The sequence below is a fragment of the Vibrio sp. GJ43-1 genome (assembly GCF_055808835.1).
In genome coordinates, this window is the sequence record NZ_CM147884.1 from 279,752 (window position 1) to 292,387 (window position 12,636).

Here is a 12,636-nt window from a genome sequence, read left to right on the forward strand (position 1 = left end):
TTAAGACTTTATTTAGATAACAATTTGCGGAGGGATGGCTGAGTGGTCGAAAGCACCTAGTCTTGAAAACCTACGAAGGGTTAATAGCCCTTCTAGGGTTCAAATCCCTATCCCTCCGCCACTATTAAAAAAGCCCGCTGATTTTCAGCGGGCTTTTTGCTATCTAAAATATACCTCGCAAGCATTATCTATCTTCACTCGAGACCTCGTACAAAAAGACTTCTTCGATATCGGATCTACTGCCATTACAATAAGCACTTAATAGTAATCTTGTAATTGAGGCTAGGTGATAAATGTATGGATGTTGATGCTGTATGGTTAAACCGAAAAATATCTTCTTTGCTGAAGCCTGGCTACGCTATTGATTCAGTACAACCCATCCAACAGTTATGGGGCGGTTATGGTGGGTTATTACGAGTAGGGACTAAGAATGGTCACCATTCCAACCGCATTATTGTTAAGCATATTCAACTACCAGAGCTTGCACCGCTTACGCATCCTAGAGGGTGGAGTACGTTACTATCGCATCAGCGTAAACGACAGTCCTACCAAGTTGAGTTTCATTGGTATGCTCATTACGGTGAAAGAATGCCGATTGGCTGGATTCCTAAATGTTTAGGGAACTCAGAAGCCGAGAGTCATTATTTTTTGCTGTTACAAGATCTTCATCAGATTGGACGAGGCCGTGTGGTTACCAAACCGACTCAGGTAGAGGTGTTTTCGGTATTACATTGGCTTGCAGAGTTTCATGCATTTTGGTTAGGGGAAAATCCTCAGGGGTTGTGGGAGCAAGGTTCGTATTGGCATTTAGAGACTAGACCGGATGAACTTGCTGCAATGGCGGATAAACGCTATCAGCGGGCAGCGGCTACTTTAGATAAACTGATGGAAGCGTGTCCTTATCAAACTTTTATTCACGGTGACGCTAAACTTGCCAACTTCTGTTTTGATGACTCTGGAGAACTGGTGTCTGCTGTAGATTTTCAGTATGTTGGTGCTAGCGTGGGTGTTAAAGACGTTGTTCTATTTTTAACAAGCGTTGTTGATTTTGAAGACGAAAATCTGTCACTTGCGCCTTACTTATCTTGTTATTTCCATGCTTTAAAAGCTGCCTTGAAACGTCATCAGCCAGAAATTGATGGTGCCGTGGTATGTGATGCTTGGAGTGAACTTTTTGACGTGGCTTGGGCTGATTTTCAGCGCTTTTTACTAGGTTGGTGTCCGACTCATTGGAAGGTGAATGATTTTACCATGAGATTGACAAATCGAGCGCTAGAGCGGCATGGCTTGTGATCTATGTTAGAGACGAAAATGCCTCCACTTTTAGGAGGCATTGTATTGGTCATTAATTTTATCTTTCTATGAGCGTTAAGGCTTTGCGAGAAACTTCTCCAGCCGCTTTTGTCATGTTTTGTTTTTCTAGTGTGTCTGCTAGATACGCATAATCAGAGACATCTGGGCGTAGTGAAAGCGCTTGTTCTAAGTGGCGTTGAGAGTCAGCCCATTTTTCTTCACGGAAATAGAACTGAGCAAGCGCACTATGTGCGTTGGCACTATTTGGGTTCTTTTTCAGTGTATCCTCTAGCAACACAACGGCCGGGTAAGAGTCCGGCAGGTTAAGTTCTGGTAAAAGGGTATAAAGCTCATCATGAGATTGTTTCTTTAATGCTTCTTTGATGACAGTAAACGCTTCGGTATCTGATTTTCTCGCAATGAGTTGCTTGGTAAAGCAGCCTACAAGGTGGGCACTTTGCCGTGTCTTTCTTGGTAGCTTATCCCAATGAGAAATCAACCCTTCACTCCCTTGTTGGGAGGCAATATCTTCCAAAAGGCCGCACTGAGAGCGTTCTTCTAGTGCACTGAACTCAGACTCGTCGATCATTTTTGCTTTTTTAAGTTTAGGCAATAAATCAAGCAGAGCTTGCCATTCTTCTAAGGCGCGGTACGTTGTTTTAAGTAGGCCTAGCACGATGGTATTGTGCGGGTAATTCTGTTGTAAAGACTCCAATATTGGCAATGCGAGTTCATGTTCTTCTTCACGAACAGCCTGCTTTGCTTTGGTAAGGTCAACGGCAAGCTGAGAGTCTTGTTGCTTGGCTGCTAAGGCTAAATAGTAGTCTCGCTTAGCCTTGTCGCCTTGACCAAGTGCTGCCTCTGAAGCTACGAGGTAGCACAAAAGTGGCATATCATGATGATTTGCCCAGCGAGTCACTTTTTTCTCTGCTGCCTTCCAGTCCCCTTCAAGTAGTTTAATGATGCCTTCGTTAGTGTAACGGCGAGATCGGCGCATTTTTCTTACACTGAAGTAATTGAAGGTAGAAACACTGGTGTAGAAAATTTTCTTTACGATGTATTCCAGTAGAAAAAGAGCAGCTAGCGTTGCTATGACAAAAATGACCAGTGTGGTAACGCTCATCTCAATGGTCTGATTCGCTATAGATATTAAGACATAGCCCTGTTGACCGGAAAACTGCGTACCAGCAAATAGTCCCGCGCCTAAAACGGCGAAAAGAAATAGAATTCGAATCATTATTTCTCCTCCGTGATGATTGTGGTGACCTCACGACGTAGGCGATCTGTGATGACGTCAGAAAGTTGAGCTTGGGTTTCTAGCTTAACTGGGTAGTCGACTTGAATGTTTTGGGTGCTTAGCTTGCTAAGGGTGGCATCAAATTCTTTTACGGCATTATTATCTTGGTCAAAGAAAGATGTCGACCACTGTTCAGCCGCTTGTAATGATACTTTATAGATTTCACCTTGCTCTTGATAAATGGCGCGAATCGCCGTTTCAATTTTAGATTTAATATTCTCTCTCAGATAAAAGTGCTGAGATGGAGAGAGCAAAGGAATGACGTTGCCGTCACGAGAACGGAAGGTGATGAAGTTCTCAGAAAAGTCTTTTAGTGAGGTCATCAAGTTATCTTGCCAGTCGTAAATATCGCCCGAAACTTGCTGTTTCTGTACCTCTGGAGCTTCAGGCAGTATTGCATTGGCAAGAGGAAGGCTATCAACCTGTTGCTGTAAGGAAGTCAGTCGGAGTACTAGCCCATCACGATCGATGAGAGGGACCATCCTAAGTTTGGTAATATCGTTGGCCATAGATTGTCTTAAGGCGACTAGACTTGGGTCATTAAGCGCAGCAATACGTTGATCGGCAGACTCCATAAGACGAGTTGCGCTCACCACATCGTGTTCTAAAAACAGTTTACGTCCAGCGAGCTTAACCAAATAGTCAGCTTCAGCGAGTAGCCAATCATTAGGACGGCGTCCTTTTACGTCCGCAACGGCTAACTGCAGGCTTTGAATACTTTTCTGTTGCTGAGCTAAGATGACTTCGGCTTTATGGGCGACTGTTTTGGCTTGTTCTAGTGTTTGTGTTTTGATTTGTTCCATATCGCTAGAAACGTTGGTTTGAGTTGCCTTAAGTTGTGATTCTAGTTCGGCGATGCGGGTTTCATAGTTACTTGTTTGTTGTTGTATTTGATAACTGAGCCCACCACCAAAAATGACAGCAAGTACGATAGCGACAGTACCCAGTTTGACCCCGCGCTTACCTTGTTTTTCTTCAAACTCAGGCTCTTTCGATGACGGTGGTGTCTGAGGTGTTGTTATGGCGGGTTCGACTTGAGATTCTTTAGTTGAATTCTCAGGGGCTAGTGCCTTGACGTCTTGTTGATCGTTTGACGGAGATTGCTCGTCTTTATTCTTGTTCGTCATGCTTAAGTCCTGTATCTAAGCGCTGGAGAGCAGCAAGTATTGTTGAGTGTGATGCACCTTTTGTCGTTATTACGTTGCGAAATTCGTGCATCGTTGCAAACTTGGCGATTCGTTCACTCGGAACCAATAGCGTTAATTGGGTCAGCCAAGCGTAGGCTGGCTCTGGTGTTTGCGCGATCAAATAATCGAGTTGTTCACCACTTGTTACGATGATAGTTTCAAGTGATAGTGATTGCCATTTATCCAAGTTATTAGAAGAGATAGGGATAAATTGGCGTTGATAGACTTCAAGGTAGAGTACCTTAGCGCCTCTTTGAGTCAGTTGTTGATGAATCAACTCACGTCCGCCATTACCTCGAAGAATGACGATGGTTTTTCCCGAAACATCCTTTAATTCAGGTAGATTCAGCAGGTGCTCGCTATCACTTGTTGTCGGGTAGTGTACGTTTTGTTTACAAGTATTGCTTAATTCATGTGCGGTTTTTTGACCAACCCCAAGATAAATTCGGTTTGCAGGCCATGTCGAGCCAGATTCCAATAGGATGTGATGGGCATTGATGACAGCATGTTGGCTGACGGCAATAATGATGTCTGCATCTTGGATCTGACGGCTAACGTTGCCATTAGGTTTACAAGGTATGATGTCAATAAGAGGATGATGGAGGGCGAAGCCCCCCATATTTTCAATGAGTTGGCATAGTTCAAGCCCTTGCGCGCCAGGGCGTGTTACTAGCACTTTCACCAGTGATTACTCGTGGTCTTGGTAGAGTTTTTCTAAAATGTCTTTGGCTCCTTGGGCTAGTAGCTGGTTAGCTAGTTGGATACCAAGTGCTTCTGCATCTGAGCGTTTACCGTGAATCTCCCCACGCACAATTAAAGAACCGTCAGGTTCACCCACTAAGGCTCGTAGCCAGATGTTATCACCATCCAGTAGTGAGTAGCTGCCGATAGGAACTTGGCACCCACCTTCTAGTGTCAGATTCATTGCTCGCTCACACAGGACGCGATCGGCGGTATCTTTGTGGTTAAGAGGTTGCAGGAGATCGATTAACCTTTGATCATCAAGGCGACATTCAATACCAACGGCTCCTTGACCCACGGCTTGGTAATGATGCCTCTGGCTCAATGAAACTACGAATTCTGGATTCTAGTTTTAGGCGCTTTAATCCTGCTGCTGCAAGGATAATCGCGTCATAGTCACCGTTGTCTAGCTTTCCTAGGCGAGTCCCTACATTGCCGCGTAGTTCTTTGATTTCGATATCAGGACGACGTTCTTTAATTTGGCACTGGCGGCGGAGGCTACAAGTACCGACAACCGCACCTTTTGGCAGTGCATCGAGATCTTGATACGTATTGGATACAAATGCGTCGCGAGGGTCTTCTCGTTCACAAATAGTGACTAAACCAAGCCCTTCAGGAAAGTCGACAGGGACGTCTTTCATAGAATGGACCGCGAGATCTGCACGGCCCTCAAGCATGGCCACTTCAAGTTCTTTTACGAATAAGCCTTTACCGCCGACTTTCGCCAGTGGGGTATCAAGAATAATATCGCCTTTAGTGACCATAGTGACTAGCTCCACCTCAAGACCTGGGTGAGCGGCGATGAGAGCATCTTTTACATAGTGAGCTTGCCATAAGGCTAGGGGGCTTTTTCGGGTAGCAATTCGAATAGGTGTCGCTTGAGTCATGTCGTTCTCGTTTGCATTTCATCTTGGTAATGGGATTAATCCTATCACTGTCTCTATTAAATGATTAGTGATTTCCCCGCTCGCAAATTAGGGTCTTGTGTCTAATATCACAAAGATTACTAATAGTGTGAGATTAATCGCATTTGATGCGGCGACTACTGTTAGAATTGTAGGTGGTCGGCCCAGTCTCAGCACTCGTTGTCATCTGGGCTTAATGCTGGTGCTATCTAGCGGAGTATTGCTTTACCAGTCATGATAAAAGTGTTACATTGATCACGTTTTGAGGCGGTAATTGTTTAAGATCCACGCGAATTAGCAGTTGGGTCCAACCTAGGAATAACCTTTGCAGGCTTACACTGATACTCTTATCCAAAGGCTAGATAACCTTAATCAGCAGCGTATTGAGCGCGCGCTGGCGCTTATGGATCTGCAAGGGCAGCGTGTATTCCAGCTCATCCCGGCTTTATTCCATTTTAACCATCCAATTATTCCTGGCTATTTTGAAGGCTCTACTCCTAGTGGACTTTATGGCTTTGAATCTAATTCTCTTCAGCAGCAATTTATTGACGATATTCAGCTAGCGCTGGGTCAGCCTCTTCCCCCACCAAAGCAGACGGACATCCTTGGTCTTTATACCATGGGTAGTACATCGTCTATTGGTCAAAGTACATCAAGCGATCTTGATATTTGGGTGTGTATTTCCCCTGATATGCCGACGGATGCACGAGAAAAACTCAGTAATAAGTGCTTATTGATCACAGATTGGGCGCAAGGTCTAGGCGTTGAAGCGAACTTCTTTTTGATGGATGAAGAGCGTTTTCGTAGTAATGTTTCAGAAGAGATGACCGGAGATAATTGTGGTTCGTCTCAGCACCTTCTTTTATTAGATGAATTTTACCGTTCTGCTGTTCGACTGGGCGGACAACGTTTGTTGTGGCAAATCGTCCCACCAGAAATGGAAGAGTGCTACGATGAGTATGTCACACAGCTTTGTGACGGCGGCTACATCAACTGCGATGAGTGGATTGATTTTGGTAGATTGAATCGAATTCCTGCGGAAGAGTACTTTGGTTCCAGCTTATGGCAGCTTTATAAGAGTATCGACTCTCCATATAAATCCGTTTTAAAAGCGATTCTTCTTGAAGCATATTCATGGGAATACCCGCATACTCAGTTATTGAGTATTGATACTAAACGTCGATTTTTTGCCCATGAGCCTGACCTTTATGGGATGGATGCGTATTATTTAATGCTGGAAAAAGTCACGCGTTATTTAGTTCGAATTGGTGACCATACTCGCCTTGATCTCGTTCGCCGTTGTTTCTATTTGAAAACCCATGAAAAGCTTTCTAGGGAGCCGGGTGTGGGCTCTGTTCCTTGGCGTCGTGAAGCGTTGGGTTTAATGACGGCTGAATGGCAATGGCCGCAATCGGTATTAGAAGAGCTTGATAACCGACGTAATTGGAAAGTAGAGCAAGTCATGGTCGTGCATAACGCTTTGCTTGATGCGTTGATGCTGAGCTACCGAAACTTAATCCAGTTTGCTCGTCGCAACGATATTACTTCAGCGATTAGCCCCCAAGATATCAGTATTTTGGCGCGTAAGCTGTATGCCGCGTTTGAAGTGCTTCCTGGTAAAGTTACTTTATTGAATCCTCAGATCTCGCCTGATTTGCACGAGCCAGATCTCAGCTTCATTGAAGTGAAAGAAGGAAAGAACTATCAATCGGGATGGTATTTATATAAACAGCCTTTAATTGCTCATCGCTTATTAGGGCAACCTGCACTGCAGCACAATGAATATTTGAGTAAATTGGTATCGTGGGCCTTCTTTAATGGCCTTATTACGGAATCAACACACCTGAATTCAGTGGTTCGTGATGCGCACATCGATATTGATAAGTTTTATCAAATGGTGAGTGATCTGCGAAACACCTTCTCGCTTCGTAAACGTCGTCCAAGTATGCAAGCTTTGGCGAGCCCATGTGAAGTGAGTCAGCTAGCGATGTTCATCAATTTTGAAAGCGATCCAACAAGTACGTTATCGGGGAAATCATCGAAAGTTGACTTAAAAAGTGTCGATATTTTTAGTTTTGGTGAAGAGGGACAAAGCCTCGTGGGATCGGTCGATCTCGTGTACCGAAATTCATGGCATGAAGTTCGAACGCTACACTTTAAGGGCGATACAGCGATGTTGGATGCGCTAAAAACGATTTTGGGCAAAATGCACCAAGATGCGCTACCTCCAGAGTCTGTGGATGTCTTTTGTTATAGTAAGAACTTACGTGGTGTATTGCGAAATACTATTTATCAGCTGTTAGCTGAGTGTATTGAAATGCGCTTAAAGCCCGTTGACCAAGAGAAGCGTCGTCGCTTTAAAGCCATTAAATTGGCAAACCAAATGTATGGGTTGTTTTTTGAACGTCGCGGTGTCTCGGTTCAAAAACTTGAAAACTCTGTCGACTTTTACCGTAGTATTTCAACGAACAAGCTACAAGGCTCACCGTTGTTAATGCTCGACCGAGAAGATGAATTCCAATTGCCGCAAGCAGTAGATGGCTTTGCGAGTGAAGGGTTGATTCAGTTCTTTTTTGAAAATACTGATAATGGTTTCAATATCTTTGTTTTGGATGAAGCGAATCAGGTTGAGGTTTATCACCAAATGCGTGGTAGCAAAGATGAGATGATCGCCAGTGTGAATAGTTTTTATACCTCTAACGTCAATCAAAACGACGGAATGGCGAATAAGTTAATTAACTTCAACTTGCCGCAGTATTACCAGATTATTCATCCAGAAGAAGGGGAAGCATATGTCATCCCTTATCGAAATGACGCTTCACCCAACTCAAGAACGTCGAAGGCTGTAAACCTTTAAACCCATTCGATCTCTTCATCTGCATGCTTTTCGCATTCAGATTTAACCATTTTCATGAGTTCTTCACCTGAGCGAGAGCAGATCCAGTTGCTCTCCACCCATTTAAAGTGAAAGCCACCTGATTTAGACGCAAGCCAGATTTCATGCATTGGCTCTTGGCGATTGATGATGATCTGGCTGCGGTTTTCAAATTCCAACGTCATTACGTTGCCTGAGACCTCATAATCAATGTCTGCACCAGAATCATCGATAGCTTCTTCAATGATTTGCATTTGAGCATCGACGAGTTGATGAAATTCCGTGTCGTTCATTTTGTTATCCTATTGCTTTTCTATTTCGTGGTGCGATTATAGGGGGCATTGAATTAATAATCACGATATGCAAAATGAAAAAGACGATCACGGCAATATTTATGCTCGTGGCAGTAATGTTAACTGGTTGTGGGCAAACGGGTCCACTTTACATACCAGCTGATGAAGCCCCGGCAACAGAGCAGACGCAATAGTCATCGCCATATTTTAAAGGAATACTCGATTTGGATTACTTCAACTATCAGGACGATGGCCAGCTATGGGCTGAAAATACGTCACTAACACAACTTGCGCAGCAATATGGCACACCTTTGTATGTTTATTCTCGAGCGACGCTTGAACGCCACTGGAATGCGTTTGACAAATCGGTTGGTGAGCACCCACATTTGGTTTGTTATGCGGTAAAGGCTAACTCTAATTTAGGCGTGCTTAATACACTGGCCCGCCTTGGCTCTGGATTTGACATCGTTTCCGGTGGAGAGCTAGAACGTGTTGTTGCTGCTGGAGGGGATCCGGCTAAAGTGGTTTTTTCTGGTGTCGGTAAAACGGCTCAAGAAATGCGTCGTGCTTTAGAGCTGGGAATTAAGTGTTTCAATGTAGAATCAGAGCCAGAACTGGAGCGTTTAAATCAGGTGGCAAGTGAGCTGGATGTTATCGCGCCTATTTCTCTTCGAATTAACCCTGATGTTGATGCGCATACCCACCCTTACATTTCCACGGGTTTACGTGATAACAAGTTTGGTATTGCTTTTGATCGTGCTGCAGACGTGTATAAGTTTGCCCAGAGTTTAACGCACCTTTCGGTACAAGGCATTGATTGCCACATAGGCTCTCAGCTCACCGACATTGAACCTTTTATCGATGCGACGGATAGACTTTTAGCGCTCATTGACCAGCTGCGCGAAGATGGTGTCAACATTCGTCATTTAGATGTTGGTGGTGGGTTAGGGGTTGTGTATCGTGATGAACTTCCGCCACAGCCATCGGACTACGCAAAAGCCCTATTAGCCAGATTAGGAAACCATCCTGAATTGGAGCTCATCTTCGAGCCTGGACGTGCAATTGCAGCCAATGCTGGAGTGTTATTGACAAAAGTTGAATTCCTAAAGCATACCGAGCACAAGAATTTTGCCATTGTCGATGCGGCGATGAATGACTTGATGCGTCCAGCGTTGTATCAAGCGTGGCAAGATATTATCCCTGTCATCCCTCGTCAGGGTGACGCAGTAAGTTATGATTTAGTTGGTCCAATTTGTGAAACCGGTGACTTTATTGGTAAAGATCGAGCATTGGTATTGGAGCAAAATGATTTGTTAGCGGTGCGTTCTGCTTAGCGCTTACGGTTTTGTGATGTCATCGAACTATAATACACGGCCTCGAGTCGCTGAAGTGATGGTGGATGGCAACCAGTCTCATCTCGTGCGTCAGCGTGAAACATTAGCGAGTCTGTGGGAACTTGAGAGCATCTTACCGGAGTAAATAAACAACTATGCATTTCCATTTTTCTAAAATGCACGGATTGGGTAATGATTTTATGGTCGTTGACTGTATTACTCAGAATGTGTTTTTCTCGCCAGATCTCATTCGCCGCTTAGCGAATAGGCATACGGGTGTGGGGTTTGATCAGCTATTAATTGTTGAAGCGCCTTATGATCCGGAAACAGATTTTCATTACCGTATTTTTAATGCCGATGGCAGTGAAGTGGAACAATGTGGTAATGGTGCGCGTTGCTTCGCTCGTTTTGTACAAATGAAAGGGCTAACCAATAAGTACAGTATCAGTGTTAGCACTAAGAAAGGGAAAATGGTACTCAAGTTAGAAGAGAATGACTTAGTCACCGTTAACATGGGTCAACCAGAGTTTGAGCCGAGTAAAATCCCATTCAAAGCGAAGCAAAGAGAGAAAACTTACATTATGCGTGCCGAGGAGCAGACTTTGTTTTGTGGTGCGGTGAGTATGGGTAACCCACATGTTGTAACGGTGGTGGATGATACCGATACCGCTAATGTTGAGAAACTGGGTCCATTACTTGAATCACATGAACGTTTTCCAGAGAAAGTGAACGCTGGCTTTATGCAAGTAGTGAACCGCAATGAGATTAAGCTTCGTGTCTACGAGCGTGGTGCGGGGGAAACCCAAGCATGTGGAAGTGGTGCGTGTGGCGCGGTTGCCGTTGGTATCGCACAAGGCTTACTAGACGAAAAAGTCACGGTTCGACTCCCTGGTGGGGATTTGAGTATTGCGTGGCAAGGTGAGGGGCATCCGTTATTTATGACCGGGAGCGCAACACACGTTTTTGATGGACAGATTTCCTGCTAAGCAAATTTCCAGTTAACCAATAACCCATTATACTAATGGCGGACCCCGTTTTCGGGTCCGCCATTTTTTCGTGTCTTCATTAATGAATGACAAGTAGAGACAAAGAATCAAAGGGAAGCATTTTGTCTGAGTTTGAAGCTGATCACCTGACTGCAGAAGTGGTAGCACAGTACCTATTCGATCATCCGGATTTTTTCAAAGGTCGAGAAACCTTAGTAGAGAAGCTAGCGCTTCCACACCAACAGCAAGGCGCCGTCTCATTGGTTGGAATTCAACTGCAGCGACACCGTGAGCGGATTGAGGCATTAGAGGAAGAAATTACCACCCTAATGTCGCTCGCAGCACGCAATGATAAGACGTTTTATGAATTTATGTCGCTGCAAGAAAGTCTGTTGAAATGCCGTGACTTGCAGAGTGTACTGAGAGCCATTACGCAAACCGCGCTTGACTTAAACCTCAAGGGTTACGTCAAGCTACTCAATACTGAAAAAGGTGGTGACTCGTTATCAATGGAAAGTTGGCAGCGTTTTACGACCAATCACCTGAACGGTAAAGATGCTTACCTTGGTCGGTTAAGAAAGGCAGATAGAGAGTTACTTTTCGGTGATGCTAGCGTTCCTGAGCTTGGTTCGTACGTAGTATTACCCCTTAAACGCCAATTTGCTCAAGGCTTTTTAATCTTTTCTAGTGAAGATGGCGGCCACTTCCAACCTGATATGGATACGTTATTCCTAAGGCATCTTGCCTTGGTGTTGTCGTATTTGTGTGAGAGTTTAGAGTGGCGTCAACTTGAGGAAGACAATGTCAGACCAAGTACTGCCTAATTGTTTACAGAAACCGTTAGAGCGCTTTTACGAATATTTGCGCAGTGAGAAAGGGCTCAGCCTTCATACCCAACGAAACTACCGTCAACAGCTGGAGACGATGGGTGGGCACCTTTATGAGATGGGGGTGAGTGATTGGACTCAGGTCGATGCTGGTTGGGTTCGGCAATTAGCGGGCAAGGGTATGCGTGAAGGGATGAAAGCGAGCAGCATTGCCACTCGCCTGTCATCACTGCGCAGCTTTTTTGATTTTCTAATTCTTCGTGGGGAGCTGAACGCTAATCCTGCCAAGGGAGTCAGCGCGCCAAGAAAGCAGCGGCCATTGCCGAAAAATCTCGATGTTGATGAAATGGCTCAATTGCTCGAAGTGAACGAAGAGGATCCGTTAGCCGTTCGTGACCGAGCGATCATGGAGATGATGTATGGTGCGGGGTTACGTTTAGCTGAACTCGTCGGCATTGACGTGAAACACCTGAATATGTCCAGTGGTGAAATTCGAGTGATTGGTAAAGGCGATAAAGAGCGCAAGGTCCCTTTCTCCGGTCAAGCCGTTGAGTGGGCAAAGAAATGGCTCAAGCTACGCGGGAGTATTGCTAAGTCAGGGGAACCCGCGTTATTTGTCTCAAAATTAGGGACGAGAATTTCCCATCGAAGTGTACAAAAAAGAATGGCGGAATGGGGACAGAAACAGTCTCTTGCTAGCCATGTTAGTCCACATAAGTTGCGCCACTCTTTTGCAACCCACATGCTAGAGTCGAGTAATAACTTGCGGGCCGTACAAGAGTTATTAGGTCATGAAAATATCTCGACGACGCAGATATATACCCACTTAGACTTTCAGCATTTGGCGCAAGCTTATGATCAGGCTCACCCTCGTGCAAAAAAGAAAAACTAAGGACTG

10 protein-coding genes, 1 tRNA gene and 2 pseudogenes are annotated in these 12,636 nt (G+C 44.7%); 8 read left to right on the forward strand and 5 right to left on the reverse strand.

Annotation, left to right across the window (positions count from 1 at the left end):
• The first annotated feature begins 28 nt into the window (after positions 1 to 28).
• Positions 29 to 121 (forward strand) — tRNA-Ser (locus tag AC0L66_RS01420).
• A gap of 176 nt (positions 122 to 297) precedes the next feature.
• Entirely contained in the window at positions 298 to 1,293 is a 996-nt protein-coding gene (locus tag AC0L66_RS01425) for a phosphotransferase (protein WP_473568143.1), read from the forward strand.
• 58 nt (positions 1,294 to 1,351) lie between these two features.
• Here the strand turns inward: AC0L66_RS01425 and AC0L66_RS01430 are convergent, their stop codons facing one another.
• The 4 genes and pseudogenes from AC0L66_RS01430 to hemC form a co-directional block, all read right to left on the reverse strand.
• Positions 1,352 to 2,530, reverse strand: a complete 1,179-nt coding sequence (locus AC0L66_RS01430; RefSeq protein WP_473568145.1) for a heme biosynthesis HemY N-terminal domain-containing protein — start codon at positions 2,528 to 2,530, stop codon at positions 1,352 to 1,354.
• Positions 2,530 to 3,717 (reverse strand): uroporphyrinogen-III C-methyltransferase, encoded by a 1,188-nt coding sequence (locus tag AC0L66_RS01435; protein ID WP_265676935.1) that lies wholly within the window; start codon positions 3,715 to 3,717, stop codon positions 2,530 to 2,532. The genes AC0L66_RS01430 and AC0L66_RS01435 overlap by 1 nt, the downstream gene beginning before the upstream one ends.
• Positions 3,701 to 4,459, reverse strand: coding sequence for a uroporphyrinogen-III synthase (locus tag AC0L66_RS01440; protein ID WP_265676936.1), 759 nt, complete (start codon positions 4,457 to 4,459; stop codon positions 3,701 to 3,703). Before AC0L66_RS01440 ends, AC0L66_RS01435 begins: the two co-directional genes overlap by 17 nt.
• 6 nt (positions 4,460 to 4,465) lie before the next feature.
• A pseudogene (gene hemC, locus AC0L66_RS01445) lies at positions 4,466 to 5,405 on the reverse strand (hydroxymethylbilane synthase).
• 343 nt (positions 5,406 to 5,748) lie between these two features.
• Here hemC and AC0L66_RS01450 point away from each other — a divergent pair.
• Complete coding sequence (locus AC0L66_RS01450; protein WP_473568147.1) at positions 5,749 to 8,280, forward strand: class I adenylate cyclase; 2,532 nt, start codon at positions 5,749 to 5,751, stop codon at positions 8,278 to 8,280.
• Here AC0L66_RS01450 and cyaY read toward each other — a convergent pair.
• Positions 8,277 to 8,591 (reverse strand): iron donor protein CyaY, encoded by a 315-nt coding sequence (cyaY, locus tag AC0L66_RS01455; RefSeq protein WP_265676939.1) that lies wholly within the window; start codon positions 8,589 to 8,591, stop codon positions 8,277 to 8,279. The genes AC0L66_RS01450 and cyaY overlap by 4 nt on opposite strands.
• Before the next feature lie 74 nt (positions 8,592 to 8,665).
• On the opposite strand from cyaY, the gene lptM reads away from it, so the two are divergent.
• From lptM to xerC, 5 genes and pseudogenes are all read left to right on the forward strand, one after another.
• On the forward strand, positions 8,666 to 8,785 hold the full coding sequence (gene lptM / locus AC0L66_RS01460; RefSeq protein WP_473568149.1) for an LPS translocon maturation chaperone LptM: 120 nt from the start codon (positions 8,666 to 8,668) through the stop codon (positions 8,783 to 8,785).
• A 30-nt stretch (positions 8,786 to 8,815) separates the two neighbouring features.
• Positions 8,816 to 10,070: pseudogene (gene lysA, locus AC0L66_RS01465) on the forward strand (diaminopimelate decarboxylase).
• Between the two features lie 10 nt (positions 10,071 to 10,080).
• Positions 10,081 to 10,911 (forward strand): diaminopimelate epimerase, encoded by an 831-nt coding sequence (dapF, locus tag AC0L66_RS01470; RefSeq protein WP_265676941.1) that lies wholly within the window; start codon positions 10,081 to 10,083, stop codon positions 10,909 to 10,911.
• A gap of 122 nt (positions 10,912 to 11,033) precedes the next feature.
• Positions 11,034 to 11,735 (forward strand): DUF484 family protein, encoded by a 702-nt coding sequence (locus AC0L66_RS01475; RefSeq protein ID WP_428754848.1) that lies wholly within the window; start codon positions 11,034 to 11,036, stop codon positions 11,733 to 11,735.
• The gene (gene xerC, locus AC0L66_RS01480; protein ID WP_473568150.1) at positions 11,713 to 12,630 is read left to right on the forward strand and encodes a tyrosine recombinase XerC; all 918 of its coding nucleotides are present in this window, start codon (positions 11,713 to 11,715) and stop codon (positions 12,628 to 12,630) included. Before AC0L66_RS01475 ends, xerC begins: the two co-directional genes overlap by 23 nt.
• The last annotated feature ends 6 nt before the right edge of the window (positions 12,631 to 12,636 follow it).

Bases quoted from the DNA above. Each gene is read 5' to 3' on its own strand.
- AC0L66_RS01425 (WP_473568143.1), top strand. From the start codon at position 298: ATGGATGTTGATGCTGTATGGTTAAACCGAAAAATATCTTCTTTGCTG.
- AC0L66_RS01430 (WP_473568145.1), bottom strand. From the start codon at position 2,530: ATGATTCGAATTCTATTTCTTTTCGCCGTTTTAGGCGCGGGACTATTT.
- AC0L66_RS01435 (WP_265676935.1), bottom strand. From the start codon at position 3,717: ATGACGAACAAGAATAAAGACGAGCAATCTCCGTCAAACGATCAACAA.
- cyaY (WP_265676939.1), bottom strand. From the start codon at position 8,591: ATGAACGACACGGAATTTCATCAACTCGTCGATGCTCAAATGCAAATC.
- lptM (WP_473568149.1), top strand. From the start codon at position 8,666: ATGAAAAAGACGATCACGGCAATATTTATGCTCGTGGCAGTAATGTTA.
- dapF (WP_265676941.1), top strand. From the start codon at position 10,081: ATGCATTTCCATTTTTCTAAAATGCACGGATTGGGTAATGATTTTATG.
- xerC (WP_473568150.1), top strand. From the start codon at position 11,713: ATGTCAGACCAAGTACTGCCTAATTGTTTACAGAAACCGTTAGAGCGC.